Annotated in this window: 15 protein-coding genes; 6 read left to right on the top strand and 9 right to left on the bottom strand. The window is 65.3% G+C overall.

Going from position 1 to position 18,283, the window contains the following annotated elements:
* Nucleotides 1-21: 21 nt before the first annotated feature.
* On the top strand, nucleotides 22-2,175 hold the full coding sequence (gene ligA, locus XI04_RS15185) for an NAD-dependent DNA ligase LigA (RefSeq protein ID WP_038971244.1): 2,154 nt from the start codon (nucleotides 22-24) through the stop codon (nucleotides 2,173-2,175).
* 167 nt (nucleotides 2,176-2,342) lie between these two features.
* Here the strand turns inward: ligA and XI04_RS15190 are convergent, their stop codons facing one another.
* Complete coding sequence (locus XI04_RS15190; RefSeq protein WP_028145520.1) at nucleotides 2,343-3,617, bottom strand: multidrug effflux MFS transporter; 1,275 nt, start codon at nucleotides 3,615-3,617, stop codon at nucleotides 2,343-2,345.
* Between the two features lie 187 nt (nucleotides 3,618-3,804).
* Nucleotides 3,805-5,634 (bottom strand): aminopeptidase P family protein, encoded by a 1,830-nt coding sequence (locus XI04_RS15195; RefSeq protein WP_038971243.1) that lies wholly within the window; start codon nucleotides 5,632-5,634, stop codon nucleotides 3,805-3,807.
* 186 nt (nucleotides 5,635-5,820) lie between these two features.
* Between XI04_RS15195 and XI04_RS15200 the strand changes: the two genes are divergently transcribed.
* Entirely contained in the window at nucleotides 5,821-6,000 is a 180-nt protein-coding gene (locus XI04_RS15200; RefSeq protein WP_028145518.1) for a hypothetical protein, read from the top strand.
* Nucleotides 6,001-6,116: 116 nt separating this feature from the next.
* On the opposite strand, the gene XI04_RS15205 is transcribed toward XI04_RS15200, so the two are convergent.
* The gene (locus tag XI04_RS15205; RefSeq protein WP_028145517.1) at nucleotides 6,117-7,004 is read right to left on the bottom strand and encodes a 50S ribosomal protein L11 methyltransferase; all 888 of its coding nucleotides are present in this window, start codon (nucleotides 7,002-7,004) and stop codon (nucleotides 6,117-6,119) included.
* A 163-nt stretch (nucleotides 7,005-7,167) separates the two neighbouring features.
* On the opposite strand from XI04_RS15205, the gene XI04_RS15210 reads away from it, so the two are divergent.
* The gene (locus XI04_RS15210; RefSeq protein ID WP_018322539.1) at nucleotides 7,168-7,323 is read left to right on the top strand and encodes a Flp family type IVb pilin; all 156 of its coding nucleotides are present in this window, start codon (nucleotides 7,168-7,170) and stop codon (nucleotides 7,321-7,323) included.
* A gap of 273 nt (nucleotides 7,324-7,596) precedes the next feature.
* Here the strand turns inward: XI04_RS15210 and XI04_RS15215 are convergent, their stop codons facing one another.
* The gene (locus XI04_RS15215) at nucleotides 7,597-9,207 is read right to left on the bottom strand and encodes a phytoene desaturase family protein (protein ID WP_271609113.1); all 1,611 of its coding nucleotides are present in this window, start codon (nucleotides 9,205-9,207) and stop codon (nucleotides 7,597-7,599) included.
* A 227-nt stretch (nucleotides 9,208-9,434) separates the two neighbouring features.
* On the opposite strand from XI04_RS15215, the gene XI04_RS15220 reads away from it, so the two are divergent.
* Nucleotides 9,435-11,714, top strand: a complete 2,280-nt coding sequence (locus XI04_RS15220; RefSeq protein WP_271609112.1) for a spermidine synthase — start codon at nucleotides 9,435-9,437, stop codon at nucleotides 11,712-11,714.
* Nucleotides 11,715-11,885: 171 nt separating this feature from the next.
* On the opposite strand, the gene XI04_RS15225 is transcribed toward XI04_RS15220, so the two are convergent.
* A complete protein-coding gene (locus XI04_RS15225) occupies nucleotides 11,886-12,869 on the bottom strand; it encodes a glycerophosphodiester phosphodiesterase (protein WP_271609111.1) in 984 nt (327 codons plus the stop codon).
* Nucleotides 12,870-12,936: 67 nt separating this feature from the next.
* Nucleotides 12,937-13,731 (bottom strand): L,D-transpeptidase family protein, encoded by a 795-nt coding sequence (locus XI04_RS15230; protein ID WP_442868724.1) that lies wholly within the window; start codon nucleotides 13,729-13,731, stop codon nucleotides 12,937-12,939.
* 304 nt (nucleotides 13,732-14,035) lie between these two features.
* Between XI04_RS15230 and XI04_RS15235 the strand changes: the two genes are divergently transcribed.
* Complete coding sequence (locus tag XI04_RS15235; protein WP_028145512.1) at nucleotides 14,036-14,362, top strand: hypothetical protein; 327 nt, start codon at nucleotides 14,036-14,038, stop codon at nucleotides 14,360-14,362.
* A 7-nt stretch (nucleotides 14,363-14,369) separates the two neighbouring features.
* On the opposite strand, the gene XI04_RS15240 is transcribed toward XI04_RS15235, so the two are convergent.
* Entirely contained in the window at nucleotides 14,370-15,131 is a 762-nt protein-coding gene (locus tag XI04_RS15240; protein WP_038947664.1) for an ABC transporter permease, read from the bottom strand.
* Nucleotides 15,128-16,051, bottom strand: coding sequence for an ABC transporter ATP-binding protein (locus XI04_RS15245; RefSeq protein ID WP_028145510.1), 924 nt, complete (start codon nucleotides 16,049-16,051; stop codon nucleotides 15,128-15,130). The genes XI04_RS15240 and XI04_RS15245 overlap by 4 nt, the downstream gene beginning before the upstream one ends.
* 290 nt (nucleotides 16,052-16,341) lie before the next feature.
* Between XI04_RS15245 and XI04_RS15250 the strand changes: the two genes are divergently transcribed.
* A complete protein-coding gene (locus tag XI04_RS15250) occupies nucleotides 16,342-17,064 on the top strand; it encodes a hypothetical protein (RefSeq protein WP_038947663.1) in 723 nt (240 codons plus the stop codon).
* 30 nt (nucleotides 17,065-17,094) lie between these two features.
* Here XI04_RS15250 and XI04_RS15255 read toward each other — a convergent pair whose 3' ends face one another.
* Nucleotides 17,095-18,273 carry a cytochrome P450 gene (locus XI04_RS15255; protein WP_271609109.1) on the bottom strand — a complete coding sequence of 393 codons (1,179 nt, stop codon included), beginning with the start codon at nucleotides 18,271-18,273 and terminating at the stop codon, nucleotides 17,095-17,097.
* Nucleotides 18,274-18,283: the final 10 nt, after the last annotated feature.

Below are 18,283 nucleotides of genomic sequence, written 5' to 3' on the forward strand. Positions count from 1 at the left end.
GCTCCGTCGTATCCAAGCACCATGGCCAGAGCAGCAAAATCCAAAGCAACACCGCTTCGCGACGTCGCCGACCTCACCAAGGCCCAGGCCAAGGTCGAGCACATGCGGCTGGCGCTTGAGATCGAGGGGCACAACGAGCGCTACTATCAAGAGGACGCGCCCACCGTCACCGACGCCGAGTACGACGCGCTGCGCCAGCGCTTCAACGCGATCGAGAAGCGCTTTCCTGAATTCGTCACCTCGGACTCGCCCTCGCAGAAGGTCGGCGCGGCGCCGTCAGGCCGCTTCAAGAAGGTTCGGCACTCCGTTCCGATGCTGTCGCTCGACAACGCCTTTGCGGAAGAGGACGTGCGCGACTTCGTCGGCCGCATCGTGCGCTTCCTGAAGCTCGACGACGACAAGGTCAATTTCTCCGCCGAGCCGAAGATCGACGGCCTCTCGATGTCGTTGCGCTACGAGGGCGGCGAGCTCGTCACCGCGGCGACGCGCGGCGACGGTGCGGTCGGCGAGGATGTCACCGCCAACATCCGCACGCTCGAAGACGTGCCGCAGAAGCTGAAAGGGCGCAACGTGCCCGACATCTGCGAGGTCCGCGGCGAGGTCTACATGACCAAAAAGGCGTTCCTCGCGCTCAACGAGCGGCAGAAGGCGGCCGGCGACACCATCTTTGCCAACCCGCGCAATTCGGCCGCCGGTTCGCTCCGGCAGAAGGACCCGACCATCACCGCCTCGCGCCCCCTCGGCTTCTTCGCCTATGCGTGGGGGCAGATGAGCGCGATGCCGGAAGGCACGCAGAGCGGCATGATCGGCTGGTTCGAGCGCTGCGGCTTCAAGACCAATCCGCTGACCAGGCTGTGCCACTCCGTCGAGGAGCTGGTCGCGTTCCACCAGAGCATCGAGGAAGAGCGCGCCGAGCTCGACTACGATATCGATGGCGTCGTCTACAAGGTCGATCGCATCGACTGGCAGGAGCGGCTCGGCTTCGTCTCGCGCACGCCGCGCTGGGGCATCGCGCATAAATTCCCGGCCGAGCGGGCCATGACTGTGCTGCGCGACATCGAGATTCAGGTTGGTCGCACCGGCTCGTTCACGCCGGTCGGCAAGCTCGAACCGGTCGGCGTCGGCGGTGTGATCGTGCAGAACGTCACGCTGCACAACGAGGACTATATCAAGGGCATCGGCAACAAGGGCGAGGTGCTGCGCGAGGGGCGCGACATCAGGATCGGCGACACCGTGGTGGTCCAGCGCGCCGGCGATGTGATCCCGCAGATCGTCGACGTCGTCCTCGACAAGCGGCCGAAAGGCGCCAGGGAATTCTCTTTCCCGAAGAAGTGCCCGTGCCCGCTCCACACCGACGTCGTCCGCGGCGCAACCGCCGCCGGCGAAGAGGAATCCCGCGCCCGCTGCAGCGGCGAGTTCGCCTGCCCCTATCAGAAGATCGAACACCTGAAGCTGTTCGTCTCGCGCCGTGCTTTCGACATCGACGGTTTAGGGGAGAAGCAGCTGCAGTATTTCTTCGACGAGGGATGGGTCAAGGAGCCCGCCGACATCTTCACGCTGGAGAAGCGCAACGCGAAGCTGAAGCTCGAGGAGATCGAAGGCTACGGCGCGACCTCGGTGCGCAACCTGTTCGGCGCCATCGAGTCTCGGCGCACAATCGCGCTCGAGCGCTTCATTTATGCGCTCGGCATGCGTCATGTCGGCGAGACCACTGCGCTGGCGCTGGCACGCGGCTACGGCTCGTGGGACGCCTTCCACGATGCCTGCCTCAAGGTCGCCAAGGGCGACGAGGAGGCGATGGCCGAGATGGACGCGCTCGACCAGATCGGCGACACCGTGATCAAGAGCATCGCCGATTATTTCGGCGAGAGCCACAACCGCGGCATCGTCGAGCGGCTGACCAAGGAAGTCGAGATCGTCGACGCCGAGAAGCCGAAGAGCAACTCGGCCGTCGCCGGCAAGACGGTGGTGTTCACGGGCTCGCTGGAGAAGATGACGCGCGACGAGGCCAAGGCCACAGCGGAGCGGTTGGGCGCCAAGGTCTCAGGCTCGGTGTCGAAGAAGACCGATCTCGTCGTCGCCGGCCCCGGCGCGGGCTCGAAGCTGGCCGAGGCCAACAAGCACGGCGTCAAGGTGCTGACCGAGGACGAGTGGCTGACCCTGATCGGGGAGTGAGGGTTCGCGCTTTGCGCCACACACTCCGCCGTCATTCCCCGCGAAGGCGGGGAATCCAGTACGCCGCAGCCTATCCGTATCCCCGCAGCGTCTCTGGAATACTGGATCCCCCGCCTTCGCGGAGGATGACACCGAGCGTGTCGTGAAAGCCGTCGCATAGCGAAAGCTCACATCATCCCGCTCTCTTCCTCTTCCGCCTGCTCGATCAGTGCCTCGCTCACCACCACTTCGCGGCGGGGGACGACGAAGATCATCACGCAGGCACAGAGCAGCGAGATCGCGAGGACTGCGCCGGTGAGCGGCAGCGTCGTTGCGGAGTGGCCGCCGAGATAGGCGCCGAATTGCGACATCAGCGCGCCGATGCCCTGCTGGAGAAAGCCCATCGTGCCGGAGGCGGTGCCGGCGGCCTCGGGGCGGATGCTGATGGCGCCGGCGGCCGAATTCGCCATCACGAAGGCATTGCCGGCCATCACGATCATCTGCGTGCCGAACAGCCAGGCCGGGGCCTCGTTCCAGCCGATGATACTCCACAGCAGGTTCGCAAGGCTGCCGGCGAGTTGGAGGGCGAGCCCGAACCAGATCAGTTTTTCCAGCGAATGCCGCGGCGCAAAGCGTACGCAGAGCAGGTTTCCGACGAGAAACGCAAAGCCCGAGGTCGCGAACCAGGCGCCGTATTCGGCGCTGCTGCGGCCCATCTGCGTCACCACGATGTAGGGGCCGCCGCCTGCGAAGGTGAAGATGATCTGCGAGGCCAGCACCTGGCACATCACATAGCCGACGAAGGCGCGGTTGCGGATCAGGATGCCGACGTCGCCACGGAAGCCGCTGCCGGCGCCGCGACTGCGCCGCGTTTCGGGCAGCGCCACCGCGATGCCGACGGCGACAATGATCGCGGCGATGGTGATGGCGTAGAAGATCGCGCGCCAGCCGAACGCGGTCTCGATCAGGCCGCCGGTGAGCGGGGAAACCATCTGCCCGATCATCAGCGCCGCGACCACGAGGCTGATCATCGAGGCGACGCGGTCGCGCTCGTAGATGTCGCGGATGATGGCACGGCTGATCACCATGCCGGAGGCGCCGCCGAGCGCCTGGAAAAAGCGTGCGGCGATCAATTGCGGCAAGGTTTCGGCGAAGATGCACGCGACGCTGGCCACGACCATCAGCGCCAGCCCTCCGAGCAGCACCGGACGCCGTCCGAATCGGTCCGACAGCGGTCCCATGATCAGCTGCGACAGCGCGATGCCGACCATGTAGAGCGACACCGTCATCTGCGCGATCGAGATGTCGCTGCCGAAATTCGTCGCCAGCACCGGCAGTGCCGGAACCAGGATGTAGAGCGAGATCGGCGCGACCCCGGTCATCACGACCAGCAACAGCAGCACCAGGCGCGACGTCGCGAGGTTCGCCGCCGCTCCCGGCGGCTTGCTGATCATGCCGTGCATTGTGTCCGTCTTTCGAGTTCGGATCGACTGTAGCGCGCTCGCGCAAGACGGATATCGGCGTTTCGGAATGCGGCTATACGGATTCCGGGATGGTTATGCTGAAGGCGCGATATTCGCTTTAGCCTCCGTGTCGGGAAACAGCGTTGCGCATACGGCGTAGCGCCATGCGCGCTGCGGCAGGGTGACCCTACGCCTTCAGCTCCGCCGTCGCCTGATCGAGCCAGGCCTGCGTCGCCTCGTCCAGCGCGGGCCGCACCTCGGTCCGGACGCGCGCGTGGTAGGCATTGAGCCAGCCGAGTTCGTCGCGGCTCAGCATCGCGACATCGATGAGGCGGCGGTCGATCGGCGCTAGCGTCAGCGTCTCGAACGCGTTCATCGGCTTCTCGGCGCCCTTGATGTCGGCGGCCACCACCAGCTCCAGGTTCTCGATGCGGATGCCGAAACCGTCGGTCTTGTAATAGCCGGGCTCGTTGGAGAGGATCATGCCGCGCTTCAGCGGCGTGGTACCGAGCTTCGAGATCCGCGCCGGCCCTTCGTGCACCGAGAGATAGCTGCCGACGCCGTGACCGGTGCCGTGCTCGAAATCGACGCCGGCGGCCCAGAGATATTGCCGCGCCAGCGTATCGAGCTGCGCGCCCGTGGTGCCGTCCGGAAAAACGGCGCGCGCGATCGCGATATGGCCGCGCAGCACGCGGGTGAAGCGGTCGCGCATCTCAGCGGTGGGTTCGCCCACCGCCATGGTGCGCGTGACGTCGGTGGTGCCGTCTTCGTACTGCGCGCCGGAATCGATCAGCAGCAGGTCGCCGGGTGCGATCCGCCGATTGCTCTTGCGGGTGACGCGGTAGTGCACGATGGCGCCGTTCGGGCCGGTGCCGGAGATGGTCGGGAACGAGACGTCCTTCAACGCGCCGGTGTCGCGGCGGAACGTCTCCAGCGCCTCGACCGCGTCGATCTCCGTGAGCTTGCCGCTTGCGGCCTCGCGGTCGATGAAGGCGAGGAAGCGCGCCAGCGCCACGGCGTCGCGCCGATGCGCCGTCTGCGTGCCTTTGATCTCGGTGGCGTTCTTGATCGCCTTGAGCAGTGCAATCGGATCGCTACCGCGCACCGGCTTGCCGCCGGCCCCCGCGATCAGCCGGCTGAGTGCGTCGGCCGCGGTGGCGCTGTCGAGCGCAATCGATCCGCCGCTCTTGGCGAGCGCCATCAGCGTCGGCGCCATCGCATCGGGCTCGCGCACGTCGGCGGACTGCTCGAGATGGTCGCGCGTCAGGTTGGAGAGTTTTCGGTGGTCGATGAAGATGGTGGGACGGCCGTCCTTCGGCACCAGCGCATAGGACAGCGGCAGCGGGGTGTGGGCGACGTCGGCCCCGCGGATGTTGAAGGTCCAGGCCACCGCGTGGCTGTCCGACAGCACCAATGCGTCGGCGCCGAGCTTGCCGATCTCGTTTCGGATCTGCGTCAGCTTCTCGGCTTCAGTGACGCCGGCATTCTGCAGGCTGTGCACGGCGACGGGGGCGAGTGGTGGCTGCGGGCGGTCCTGCCAGATTGCGTCGATTGGATTGCTGTCGACCGCGACGAGCTCGGCGCCGGCCCTGGCGCATGCGGCGGACAGGCGCTCGGCTGCCGCAAAAGTGTGCAGCCACGGATCAAATCCGAGGCGGTCACCGGCTTTCAGATGCGCGGACACCCAGCTCTCCGGCGGCGGGTCGATCAGCGATTCCACGGCCCAGGCCTTTGCGTCGACCTGCTTGGCGGCCTGAAGCGTGTAGCGGCCGTCGACGAACAATGCGGCCTCCTGGGTCAGCGCCACCGCGAGGCCCGCCGAGCCCGTGAAACCGGTCAGCCAGGCCAGCCGCTCTTCCGACGGCGGCACATATTCGTTCTGCTGCTGATCGGCGCGCGGGATCACGAAGCCGGTCAGCTTGCGGCGGGCGAGTTCTTCGCGAAGTGCGGCGAGCCGTGCCGTCAATGCGACGCCGGCCTCCGGCTCCTCGAATGTCTGGAAGTGTGCTTCGAACATGGTGGATCACTTTAGGATCATGGGGACGAGTCCGCAATCTGGACGCATTCGCGTCGCATCTGGCATGGACTGTGCTTGAATGGTTCCATTCGAATTGAGTGGAGTAAAGGATGCGGCAGTTGCGCTTCGTCCGGATGACAGGGAAATTCGAGCAGGTGGTTCATCTCAATGGCGAGGGGACACACGATGCCAGCGTTCACGTTTGAGAAGATTACGCCGCCGGTGCGTCGCACCCCGACTGCGGCGGCTCCGAAGAAGCCGCGCGGCGTCATGCGCCAGATGATTGATCGTATCGCCGAGCGCCGCGCGAAGCGTACCTTGCAGGATGAGCGCGCGCTGCAGCGGGATGAGAAGGCAGCAGAGTAGCGGCATCGATGATGCCGTAGGGTGGGGCAAAGGCGCGTAGCGCCGTGCCCACCATCTTCTATTCGAGGGCGAGATGGTGGGCACGCTTGCGCTTTGCCCACCCTACGGCGCTTCGCTCAATCCACCTTCCGCAGCAACAGGCTGCTCCACCCCTCGATCCGCAGATGCTTCAACGGCACGAGGCCGCGCGCGCGGTAAGCGGCGATCACGGCGGGGGCCTGGTGTGTCAACAGGCCGGAGAGGATGACGCGTCCGCCGGGCGCGAGATGCCGCGCCATCGGGCCCGCCAATTGCCTGAGCGGGTTGGCGAGGATGTTGGCCAGCACCAGGTCGAACGGACCGGCCTTTCCGAAATCCGGGGCGGCGAAGCCGGTCGCGCGGATGACCCGGACCTGGTTGCCGACCTCGTTCATTACCGCGTTCTCGGCCGCCACCCGCACCGACGGCGGGTCGATGTCGGAGGCGAGCACCGCGCGATGCAGGGCCTTGGCGGCCGCGATGCCGAGTACGCCGGTTCCGGTGCCGAGGTCGAGCAGGTTCCTCGGACGGGAACTCTTAAGGACATGGTCAAGCAGCAGTAAACAGCCACGGGTGGTGCCGTGGTGGCCAGTGCCGAAGGCAAGCGCCGCCTCGATCTCGATCGCGAGCTTGTTCGGCGCCACACGATCGCGGTCATGGCTGCCGTGCACGACGAAGCGCCCGGCCGGGACCGGGACGAGATCTTCCAGGCTGGCCTTGACCCAGTCCTTGGCCTCGACCGTGTCGAAGAGAAGCGTCGCGGCGATGGCATTTCCTGCTGAAGTTGCAACGAGTTCGCGCAGCCAAGCCTGGTCGGGCGCCTCGGCGAAATGGAGCGTGACGTCCCATGGTCCGTCCGGCCGCTCGAAGGCGGCAACCGCCGCATCGCCGTCGAAAAACACCTCGGTGAGCACGTCGACGACGCGCCTGGCGTCGGCCTCGCTGCCGATCGAAAAGCTGGCGCGATGGGTGGGAGAAGGCTGCATTCAGGGTTCCGTTGAGTTCAATTTTTGGAACTTTCGTCGCCAATTTTCCGCATAAGTTGCGGTTCCCCGGTTAACCGGGCTGTAGGTTGCGCCCCGTATCTTTGCGGATGTCGAAGCCAACCAACACAGCTTGGAATTGAAACGGAGACGAGTCTTGAAGCGCATGGTTCAAAAGTTCTGGTCGGACGAGTCCGGTGCAACCGCGATCGAGTACGGCCTGATTGCCGCAGGTATCGCTCTGGCGATCATCACCGTGGTGAACAGCCTGGGCGTCACCCTGAACGACAAGTTCACTTCGATTAGCAGCTCCTTGAAGTAATTTCCGCCTCCATTTCCCAGCGGGGGCTATTTTTCTTTGAGGCTATTCCTGATCATCGCCCGCGAGGGGATACCCCTGGCGGGCGAGGTCGTTTCCGGACGAGCGTTCTCAGTGCTCTTCACAAATTGTCCACCGCCTGCCGGGACGCCGTCCACCCGCTTGTCCCGCGATTGTCCACCGGCTTTCCCCAAGTTCGGTCCCGACGTTCTGGCCCATGTATCCTCTGTCTGACCACAGGCCATTCAACAGCCAGTCCACAGCTCATCCACAGACCTATCCACGGCTTCCGAACAGCGACCGGTGATCTCTCAAGATCGCCTGCGCGGCGTTATGGCCGGGAGCACCGGTGACGCCGCCGCCGGGGTGGGCGCCGGAGCCGCAATGATAGAGGCCCTTCAACGGCCCGCGATAATCGGCATGGCCAAGCATCGGCCGCGCCGAGAACAACTGGTTCAAGGTCAGCGCGCCATGGAAGATATCGCCGCCGAGGAGGCCGAACTGCCGTTCGAGATCGAGCGGGGACAGGATCTGGCGGCCCAGCACGCTCGCCGCAAAACCAGGCGCGTATTTGTCCACCGTCGCGATCATGAGATCGGCGACCTCGTCGCGATGGTCGTCCCACGACTTTCCATCGGGAAGCTCCGGTGCGACGTGCTGGCAGAACAGGCTGGCGACGTGCTTTCCAGCTGGGGCCAACGTGTCGTCGAGGGTCGAGGGGATCAGCATCTCCACGACTGGTTCCCGGCTCCAGCCCTGCGCCCGCGCATCGAGCCAGGCGCGGTCCATGTAGCCGAGGCTTGGCGCCAGGATGATGCCGGAGCTGAGATGATCGCCCTCGCCGGGCAGCGCCGTGAAGGAGGGCAGGCGGTCCAGCGCAACGTTCATGCGGAAGGTGCCGGAGCCATTCTTCCAGTGCCGGATGCGGCCGAGGAAGTCCGCAGGAAGCGCGTCGGCCGCGACCAGCCGCGTGTAGAGCAGCTTTGGATTGACATTGGCTGCGACATATTTGGCGCGGATGGCCGTGCCGTTCTCCAGCACGACGCCGACGGCGCGGTCGCGCTCGACGATGATCTCGCGGACGCCGGCATCCGTTTCGATCACGACCCCGCGGCCCTGTGCCGCGCGCGCCATCGCCTGCGCGATCGCGCCCATGCCGCCGATGGCGTGACCCCAGACCCCCTTCTTGCCGTTCACCTCGCCGAAGGCGTGATGCAGCATCACATAGGCTGAGCCGGCGGCGTAGGGGCTGGCATAGTTGCCGACGATGGCGTCGAAGCCGAACAGGGCCTTGACCAGATCATGCTCGAAGCGCTCGTCCAGCATCTCGCCGGCAGAGCGGGTGAAGAGATCAAGCAGGCTGCGGCTCTGTTCCAGCGTGAGACCGCGCAGGATGTTGGCCGTCTTCCAGGCGTTGACGCCTTCGCGAACGGCTGCCGCGCCAAAGCCGTCGACGAGGTTCGGCGGCGCGCGGAGCACGAACTGCCGCAGCACGTCGGCGATGTCCTCCAGCTCGCGCGAAAATCCGTCGAGCGCGTCTGCGTCATGCGCGCTCAGCCGCGCGACTGATGCCTTCGTCCGCCCTTCGCCGGTGAGGAGATAGCTGGCATCCGGCGAGGGCAGAAAGTTCTGGGCGCGCCGTTCGACGATCCGGAGGCCCTGCTCGGCGAGCTTGAGATCGCGGATCACTTGCGGATTGAGCAGGCTCACAGTGTAGGCCGCGACCGAATTGCGGAATCCGGGGTGAAACTCCTCCGTGACCGCGGCGCCGCCGACCACCTTGCGGCGCTCGACCACGCGCACGCGCAGGCCTGCGCCCGCGAGATAGGCCGCGCAGGTGAGGCCGTTATGCCCCGCGCCGATGATGAGGACGTCGGTTTCGCTCATGATTCCCTGGTGTCTTTCCGGGGCGCGCGAAGCGCGAACTATGGTGCGGGCTCCGCACCGGAGAATATCGAGGTTCCGGGTTCGATGCTTCGCATCGCCCCGGAACGACATCTCTATATCAAGCATTCCTCGCTGCAACATCACGAGCGCCTTTATTGCCCGTTCAGGCGCCTTGTGCTCCATTGCGCGCGTCCGGCGCCCGCCGGGGAATGTAGGCTGGAGCTTCCATGGATTCGATCGTGCAACCTGCCGCCACGGAGCAGCCGTCGTCCTCGCGCAACCGGTTGCTGCTGACGGTCTACACCGCTGCGATCTTTGTCAGCGCGCTGCTGCTATTCTCGGTGCAGCCGCTGTTCACGAAGATGGTGCTGCCGCGGCTCGGCGGCTCGCCGGCGGTGTGGTCGGTGGCGATGGTGTTCTTCCAGTCGCTGCTGCTGGCGGGCTACGCCTATGCGCATCTGTTGATGCAGGCGAGGAGCCGCGTCGTGCCGGTGGCCGTGCATCTGGTGTTGCTGGTGCTGGCCTTCGCCACGCTGCCGCTCGGAATAGCGTCCGCCTATGGCGAGCCGCCCGCTTCGGGCTATGCGTTCTGGCTGCTCGGCCTGTTCGTGGTTTCGATCGGCCTGCCGTTCTTTGCGCTCGCCGCCAACAATCCGCTGCTGCAGGCCTGGTTCGTCCGCACCGGCCATCCCGCTGGGCACGATCCCTACTTCCTCTACGCTTCCTCCAACATCGGCAGCTTCCTCGCGCTGTTGTCCTATCCGTTCCTGCTCGAGCCGATGTTCACGCTGCACACGCAGAATCGGTTCTGGACCGGTGGTTATGGCCTGCTGATCCTCCTGATCGCCGCCTGTGGCGTGCTGTTGTTGCGCTCGCCGAAGCTCGCAATGGCCGATGCGCGGACCGAGGAGATCAATGCGCCAGCGCCTGATATCGTGACGCGGCTGCGCTGGATCTTCCTCGCCGCGGTGCCTTCGGGTCTGCTCATCGCGGTCACCGCGCACATCTCGACCGACGTCGCGGCGGCGCCGCTGCTGTGGGTGCTGCCACTGTCGCTGTACCTGCTCACCTGGGTCGTGGTGTTCCAGTCGCGACCGCTGCTGCCGCACAAATGGATGCTGATGCTGCAGCCGGTCGCGATCGCGGGCGTCATCGTCCTGCTCGCCTTCGGCGGCGAGCAGAATTTGCTGCTGACACTCGGTGGCCACCAACTCTGCTTCTTCGTCATTGCCATGGCCTGCCACGGCGAGCTGGCGCGGACCCGGCCGGCGGCCAGATATCTCACCGGCTTCTATGTAGCATTGTCGTTCGGCGGTATGGTCGGCGGTCTCTTTGCTGGCCTCGTTGCTCCCTTCACCTTCTCGTGGATCGCCGAATACCCGATCCTGATCGCGCTCGCCGCGCTGTGCCGGCCGTCCGCGAACGAGCGTCTCGCAGGTGTCGTCAAATGGTACTGGCTGGTGCTTGCTGCGCTCGCGATGGCGCTGGTTGCGCCGTCCTATACCACCGGCGGTCTCCCGACCTGGTTGGAGGATCACCGCGTCTGGGTCGCCGGCGCCGTCGGCGGGCTCGCCGCGCTGCTCGCTCTGGCGCTCAATGCCGGCCGCTGGAAGATCTTCGCCACCGTCGCACTCGCGCTGGCGTTGATCCGCGTCTATCCGGCGGACGAAGGCCGGGTCACGACGGTGCGCAGCTTCTTCGGCGTGCACAAGATCGTGGTGACGCCCGGCGGCTATTTCCACGTGCTGATGCACGGCACCACCATCCACGGCGCCGAGCGCTTCCGCAACAATGACGGTACGCCGGTCGCCGGCCGGCCCGAGCCGATCACCTATTATCACAAGGACGGCGGCATCGGTCAGGCCGTCAGCGCGATCCGCGAGCGCAAGGGCGCGCCGCTCAAGGTCGCCGCGATCGGCGTCGGATCGGGCACGCTCGCCTGCGCCGCCGAACCTGGCGAGGACTGGAAATTTTTCGAGATCGACCAGTCGATGGTGGATGCCGCGCGTGACCCCAAAAATTTCCGCTACATCTCGAGTTGTCTGCCGGACATGAAGCCGGTGATCGGCGATGCGCGCCTCACCTTCGCAAAGGAGCCCGACGGAGCCTACGACCTCATCATCGTCGATGCCTATTCGTCGGATGCGATCCCGATTCATCTCGCCACCGAAGAGGCGATGAAGATCTACAAGGACAAGCTCGCGCCGAACGGGGCTGTGGTGATGCACGTCTCCAACCGGCATCTCGATCTCGAGACCGTCGTGGTCGGCATCGCGGACGCCAACGATCTCAAGAGCTGGGTCTTCAACGAGGATTCCGGGCGTGATGGCGACTACATCTTCTCGACCGACGTCGTCATCTCCGCGCGCGAGGAGGCCGACGTCGGTCGGCTCGCGTCCTCCAAGGTCTGGGAGCAGACCGAAGCCGACGACAGGGTACGGGTCTGGACCGACGACTATTCCAACATCCTGGGCGCCCTGTACCGGCGTTTGAAGAATGGAGAGTAGGGCGGCACCCGTCTCCATCCCCCGGACGCAGCGCAGCGCTTCCCCGGCGATGCGAAGCATCGTCCAGTTCAGCGGTGCGCTGCAGAGCCGGGGCTGATGGCGCGGCGCTCTGGGTCCCGGCTCTGCGGAGCAGCGTTGCATGCTGACCGCGTCCGGACACGAGACCGACGGTTACGGCGCGATCGGCGTCCCCGCCGGCAGCACAATGCCCTTCTCGCCGGCAACCTCGCGCAGCAGATCGGGCCTGTCGGAAATGATCCCGTCGACGCCGAGCTCCATCATCCGCGCCATGTCTTCGCGCTTGTTGACCGTCCACACCACGACGCGTAATCCGAGCTCGTGGGCTTCCGCGACCAGCGCGGAGGTCACATCGCCGAAATAGGGCGACCAGACTGCGCCGCCCGCCGCCTTGATCGTCCGTGGCAGCGAGCTGCCGTGCTCGGCCGGGCTGAAGCCTGCCGTCCAGTTGGTGGCTTTGTCCAGCACGACTGTCTGGCCTGTGCCGCGCTGGAGCGTCAGGTACACCGTCGGTATCTTCGGCGCCTGCTGCTGGACGAGCTGCAGGGTCCTCCAGTCGAAGGATTGGATCATGACCCTATCGGAAAACGTTTCGGCGTCGATCAATCCCAGCAGCTTCGCGACAAAGGCCTGCGGATCGAGCGTTTCGTCCGGATGGTTCGGATCGATCTTGGTCTCGATGTTAAGGCGCACACGCGAGTTGCCGGATTTCCGCACCAGCGCGAACAGCTCGCTCAGGGTGGGAATGCGTGTCCCCGGCACGGCGCGCTGGTCGGGGAATTGTTTCGCATAGGCACTGTCCGGCCGGATCTGGCCGACGTCATAGGTCCTGACCTCGTCCAGCCGCAGTTTTACGAAGGGCGTGCCGGGCGGAGCAATGTAAGTCCTGCCAGCACTGCGCGCGAGATCCGGATTGAGCCCGCGCTCATGCGAGACGACGACTTCGCCGTCAGCGGTCACGCCGACGTCGAGCTCCAGCGTGTCCACGCCCATCGACAGCGCGTTGGCGAAGGCCGGCAGGGTGTTTTCCGGCAACAGCGCTCGCCCGCCGCGATGCGCCTCGATATCAAAGGCCATGACCCGCCCCGTTATCAGAACTGAGAGCACAGTCAGAATGGTCGTGGCACGTGACGGCATGGTGCCTCGAATAGCTATCCTGTTGTTCGCGCTGACGACTGACGACGGTGACGGAGCTGCGGCCGCGTCAGTTCTGGTAGTAATAGCCGCGCGGCTGGTAAACCTGCCGCGGCTGCGGTTGATAGTAATAGCCCTGCTGGCCGGAGCCTTGGTCGTAATAGGGACGCGGCTGCTGCTGGTAAACCTGCGCATCATAGAGCGGGCGTGTGCCGCGCGGTGCCGGATACCGGGCGCCGGTGTCGCTGCCGTCGGCCGGATAGATGTAATTGTCGTCCTGCGGCATGTGGCGGCGGGCGGGCTGCGCCGGCGGCGTCAGATTCACGGGATCGCCCGTGGTCGCGTACTGCTCTTCGGCTGGCTGCTGCGGCGCGCGGGCGACGGCATTGTTAGTGCGGCCGCGCGGATTGCGCGCCAGCGCCACCTGCGCCGAGCCGGTCAGCGTCACCGTGGTGTTGAGCACGCCCTGCTGCTGCACCAGCGCATAGAGTGTCGAGGCATTCTGGCGCGACAGCCGCACGCAGCCGTGGGACGCCGGCGAGCCGAGACGGCCGACCGAGTCGGTGCCATGGATGGCGTGGCCGACCTTGGTGAAGAAGATCGCGTGCGGCATCGGCGCGTCGTCGAATTCCTTGGAGTAGTGATCCTCTTCCATCCGGAAGGTGCGGAACGCGCCGTTAGGCGTTTCGCGCGAGGGGATGCCGGTCGACACCGGCCAGTGGTAGCGCGCGACGCCGTCGACCGCGACGGTCATCTGCTGATTGTCCTTGTCGACGGTGATCTCGACCTTGGCCTGCGCGCTGCCTGCGCTCAAAAGCATCAGTGAGGTGAAAGCGATAAAAAATGAACGCATCTGGAAACGCATTTGAATCCTGGCCTCCGGCCTGTTCACGCTAGGCGCCGCGGCTCTCCGTCCCCGACGTGCAATATGCCTGCAATCCGGCTTTCGTTCCAGCGGCCTGCCCGCCCATCGTTAACGCGGCGCCGGGCGTAAGCAAGGCCGCTTTGTGCCGCGCCGCGCGCGGTGGCGCTGACATTTTCGCGAGCGGCGCGCCGTTCATAACGCCGACAATTCGTCACAAAGGCGCAACCATTTGGCCGCCCAGTGCGTTGACGATCACCTGCCTCGACAGGCGGCGCTCGCCGCCATTCACCGTTTGGGATCGAAGATGAACAAAGCCCGCATCGCCGCCGCGCCGTCGCCGGCCGGTTTAGCCTTCCGCCTGGTGTTCGCAGCCGCCGCCATCCTGCTCGCGCTGTTGTCGCTACCGCAGGCCGGCCACGCCCAGGGCATCGTCCGCGGCGCCCAGGAAGGCTCTTACGAGGGCAACCGGATTGCCGGCCCCGTGGGCGGTGCGGTCGGAGGCGTCGTCGGTGCCGGTGTCGGCGGCGCCGTTGGTGCGGTCGAGGGTGTGCTCGGCATTCCTCATCGTCACTACCGTCACCGCTGCCACGGCTATTACGACGGCTATCACCGCTTCCATTGCTATCGGTGAGGTCGCGTCAATTCTTCAGCCGATACCCCGTCCGAAAAATCCACCAGATCACGACGAGACAGATCACCAGGAACGCCGTCGTCATGCCGACGCTGACGGACATGCTGACGTCCGCGATCTCGTAAAAGCTCCAGCGGAAGCCGGAGATCAGATAGACGACCGGGTTGAGCATCGCCACCGTGCGCCAGGTGGGCGGCAGCATGTCGATGGAATAGAAGCTGCCGCCGAGGAAGGTCAGCGGCGTCACCACCAGCATCGGGATCATCTGCAGCTTCTCGAAGCCGTCGGCCCAGATGCCGATGATGAAGCCGAACAGGCTGAACGTCACTGCCGTCAGCACCAGGAAGGCCAGCATCCAGACCGGATGGTGGATATGCAGCGGCACGAATAATCCGGCGGTCGCCAGGATGATCAGGCCCAAAATGATCGACTTGGTCGCGGCGGCGCCGACATAGCCGAGCACGATCTCGAAATAGGAGATCGGTGCCGACAGGATCTCGTAGATCGTGCCGGTGAATTTCGGGAAGTAGATGCCGAATGAGGCGTTGGCGATGCTCTGGGTCAGCACCGAAAGCATGATCAGGCCCGGCACGATGAAGGTGCCGTAGCTGACGCCCTCGACCTGGCTGATGCGAGAACCGATCGCGGCGCCGAACACCACGAAATAGAGCGAAGTGGAGACCACAGGCGAGACGATGCTTTGCAGCAGCGTGCGCCAGGTGCGCGCCATTTCGAACAGATAGATGGCGCGGATGGCGCGGTGGTTCATGACGTCCTCACGAGATCGACGAAGATGTCCTCGAGCGACGATTGCGTCGTGTCGAGATCGTTGAAGCGGATGCCGGCGGTGCGGAGATCGCCGAGCAGGCTGGTGATGCCGGTGCGCTCGCCCTTGGTGTCGTAATCGTAGACCAGCGTCGCGCCGGCATCGCAGAGCTCCAACTCGTAATGCCCAAGGCTCTCCGGCAGCGCGTCGAGCTTGCCCTGCAGATGCAGCGTCAGCCGCTTCTTGCCGAGCTTCTGCATCAACGTCGCCTTGTCCTCGATCAGCACGATCTCGCCCTTGTTGATGACGCCGATGCGGTCGGCCATCTCCTCGGCTTCCTCGATGTAATGCGTGGTGAGGATGATGGTGACGCCGGACTGCTGGAGGGTGCGCACCACTTCCCACATGCCCTTGCGCAGCTCGACGTCGACGCCGGCAGTGGGCTCGTCCAGGAACAGGATCTGCGGCTCGTGCGACAGCGCTTTCGCGATCATCACGCGACGCTTCATGCCGCCGGAGAGCGTGATGATCTTGTTGTCCTTCTTGTCCCACAGCGAGAGGTCCTTCAGCACCTTCTCGATGTGATCAGGATTCTTGGGCTTGCCGAACAGGCCGCGGGAGAAGCTCACGGTCGCCCACACGCTCTCGAAGGCGTCGGTGTGCAATTCCTGGGGCACGAGGCCGATCAGCGAGCGCGCCTTGCGGTAGGAGGTCTGGATGTTCTCGCCGCCGACCAGAACCTTGCCTTCACTGGGATTGGCGATGCCGCAGATGATCGAGATCAGCGTGGTCTTGCCGGCACCGTTCGGGCCGAGCAGCGCAAAAATCTCGCCCCGCTTGATGTCGAGATTGATGTTCTTGAGCGCCTTGAAGCCGGACCCATAGGTCTTCGACAGGTTGGCGACGGAGATGATGGAGGACATGGATGGCCGTCAGGCTGAGGGGGCAAAGGCTGGGGAGGGAGGCTGGAACCTGCCGGGAAGGGCGGGTCAGCGGAGCCCTGAGATAAGAACGCCTTTGCCGGGCCGCAATTGGCGAGAGAAAAATGGTCTCAAAACAGGCCCTTCGGTGGCAGGTTTCGGGCAGGTGTTGCGCGATGGTCACGGGCTGTGGCTAAGATTGCCATTCACGCGGCTCTTTGTTGCGTCTGCGAGCAGGCCATGGCTACGATTCCGACCAATCGCAAAGCGTATTGTCCCCAGGGAAAAGATCGATGAGACCGAACGGCCGTCACACCGCCGGCGTCAGCCAATTGTCCGCCCTCCGTGTATGGGCGATGGGCCTGCTCCTGCTGTCAGCTGTTGCCATCAGCCCGACCACGGCCCGGGCGGCCCCGAGCCAGGCCCAGGTCGCGACCACGCATGTCTATCTGCTCCGCGGCGTGCTCAACATCTTCTCGCTCGGCCTCGACACGATCGGCGCCCGTCTCCAGGCGCAGGGCATCCCGGTGACGGTCGCCAACTTCGTCTCCTGGTCCTCGCTCGCCGATGAAGCCGCAACCGCCTACAAGGCCGGCCGGCTCAAGACCATCGTCCTGGTCGGCCATTCCTCCGGCGCGACCGCGCTGCCCGACATGATCGCGAAACTCAACCGGCTGGGCGTGCCCGTGAAGCTCGCGATCGGCCTCGATTCCGTGTTCAAGACCAAGCTCTCGACCGGCGCGGAGCGTTACATCAACATCTATATCGGCGACGGCCCCGGTGAGCCGGTCAAGCGTGCCGACGGTTTCCGCGGCAAGCTCGACAATGTCGACGTGCGCGGCACCGGCGTCGGCCATATCTCGATCGACAAGAACGAGGCGATCCAGCGCCGCGTCATCGCCGAGATCGACGCCGCCATCATGCGCTCGCGCGCGCCGGCGGCGGTCCCGGTCGCCGAACCCGGCGCACCGCGGCAGGCGCGCTCGGCGGCCGCAACGGCGCCGGCAAGGAACTGAGCCGTCGCATCCTCCCCCGCGTGATGCCGCCTAAGCGGGCGTCACGCGGACCGGCATGCTCTCCAGCCCGCGCAGGGAATTGTTGAGCCTGCGTTTCGGCTCCGCCGTGAGCTCGATGGTCTTCACGCGCCTCGCAAGCTCGCTGAAGATCAATTCGCCTTCCAGACGCGCGATCATCTGACCGACGCAGGCGTGGATGCCTGCGCCGAAGCCGACATGGCCGGTCGCGGTCCGTTCGACCTCGAAGCGATCGGCTCCGTCCCATCGGGCCGGATCGCGGTTGGCGGAGGCCATGAACAGCAGCACCTTGCGGTGTGCCGGGATCACGCCGCCGCCGATCTCGACGTCGCGCGAGGTGGTTCGAAAGAACGTCTGCACCGGCGAATCGTAGCGCAGGCCTTCCTCGAAAGCGTTGCGCGCCAACTCCGGCCTGTGGTGGAGCTTGCGGTATTCATCCGGATGGGTGGCGAGCGCGAGCAGGGTGTTGCCGATGCCGTTGACGGTGGTGTCGATCCCCGCCGTGAGGAACGGCCGCACCAGATGCGTCGCCTCGTGCTCGGTAATCTCGCCGTCGTCGGCCGCCTGGTAGATCATCATGCCGAGGCTGTCGGGCCGCAACGCATCTCGTGCGCAGCAGTCCATGATCCAGCTCTGGGCGGCGAGGCCTTCCTTGCGTGAAGCCGCTAGCATCTCGTTCTCGGGGCCAAAGCTGTCGAACACGAATGTGCTCCAGGCCAAGAGCTTCTCGCGGCCGTCTGGCCTGATGCCGATCGCGTCCGGAAACACCTTCATCGGATAGGCTTCGGCGAGGTCGGTCACGGCATCGAACGTGCCCTTGTCGATCAGCTCCGAGACCTTCTTCTCCGCCTCCTGCTGAAACGTCTCGCGCAGCTTCCTCGCAACGCCCGGAGACAGCGTGCGGCCGAGGACCCGCCGGCCCTTGTCGTGATCGGGCGGATCGATCTGGAGCGTCAGCGGCTTTGGCAGCGCAGGGTTCATCCCGTTGAGCCCGACGCCCTCGCCACTGATGAACGTCTTCCAGTCCTTCAAGGCCGGCTCGACCTCGCCATAGCCCGCCATCGCCCACACGCCGTAACGCTCCAGCGCGAACACGGGCCCGAGCGCGCGTAGCGCCGCATAGGCAGGATAGGGGTTCAACAGGAAGTCAGGCGCAAACGGGTCGACCTGACTGGAGGCGATGCCGCTCATGGTCAGCTCC

Source organism: Bradyrhizobium sp. CCBAU 11430 (assembly GCF_028128855.1).
In the GTDB taxonomy this organism is placed as follows: Bacteria; Pseudomonadota; Alphaproteobacteria; order Rhizobiales; family Xanthobacteraceae; genus Bradyrhizobium; species Bradyrhizobium ottawaense.

What these genes read in the sequence shown, in the direction of transcription:
- XI04_RS15190 (WP_028145520.1), bottom strand. Translation starts at nt 3,617, where the DNA reads ATGCACGGCATGATCAGCAAGCCGCCGGGAGCGGCGGCGAACCTCGCG.
- XI04_RS15255 (WP_271609109.1), bottom strand. Translation starts at nt 18,273, where the DNA reads ATGAGCGGCATCGCCTCCAGTCAGGTCGACCCGTTTGCGCCTGACTTC.
- XI04_RS15250 (WP_038947663.1), top strand. Translation starts at nt 16,342, where the DNA reads ATGAGACCGAACGGCCGTCACACCGCCGGCGTCAGCCAATTGTCCGCC.
- XI04_RS15215 (WP_271609113.1), bottom strand. Translation starts at nt 9,207, where the DNA reads ATGAGCGAAACCGACGTCCTCATCATCGGCGCGGGGCATAACGGCCTC.
- ligA (WP_038971244.1), top strand. Translation starts at nt 22, where the DNA reads ATGGCCAGAGCAGCAAAATCCAAAGCAACACCGCTTCGCGACGTCGCC.
- XI04_RS15235 (WP_028145512.1), top strand. Translation starts at nt 14,036, where the DNA reads ATGAACAAAGCCCGCATCGCCGCCGCGCCGTCGCCGGCCGGTTTAGCC.
- XI04_RS15195 (WP_038971243.1), bottom strand. Translation starts at nt 5,634, where the DNA reads ATGTTCGAAGCACACTTCCAGACATTCGAGGAGCCGGAGGCCGGCGTC.
- XI04_RS15205 (WP_028145517.1), bottom strand. Translation starts at nt 7,004, where the DNA reads ATGCAGCCTTCTCCCACCCATCGCGCCAGCTTTTCGATCGGCAGCGAG.
- XI04_RS15210 (WP_018322539.1), top strand. Translation starts at nt 7,168, where the DNA reads ATGGTTCAAAAGTTCTGGTCGGACGAGTCCGGTGCAACCGCGATCGAG.
- XI04_RS15240 (WP_038947664.1), bottom strand. Translation starts at nt 15,131, where the DNA reads ATGAACCACCGCGCCATCCGCGCCATCTATCTGTTCGAAATGGCGCGC.
- XI04_RS15200 (WP_028145518.1), top strand. Translation starts at nt 5,821, where the DNA reads ATGCCAGCGTTCACGTTTGAGAAGATTACGCCGCCGGTGCGTCGCACC.
- XI04_RS15225 (WP_271609111.1), bottom strand. Translation starts at nt 12,869, where the DNA reads ATGCCGTCACGTGCCACGACCATTCTGACTGTGCTCTCAGTTCTGATA.
- XI04_RS15230 (WP_442868724.1), bottom strand. Translation starts at nt 13,731, where the DNA reads ATGCGTTTCCAGATGCGTTCATTTTTTATCGCTTTCACCTCACTGATG.
- XI04_RS15220 (WP_271609112.1), top strand. Translation starts at nt 9,435, where the DNA reads ATGGATTCGATCGTGCAACCTGCCGCCACGGAGCAGCCGTCGTCCTCG.
- XI04_RS15245 (WP_028145510.1), bottom strand. Translation starts at nt 16,051, where the DNA reads ATGTCCTCCATCATCTCCGTCGCCAACCTGTCGAAGACCTATGGGTCC.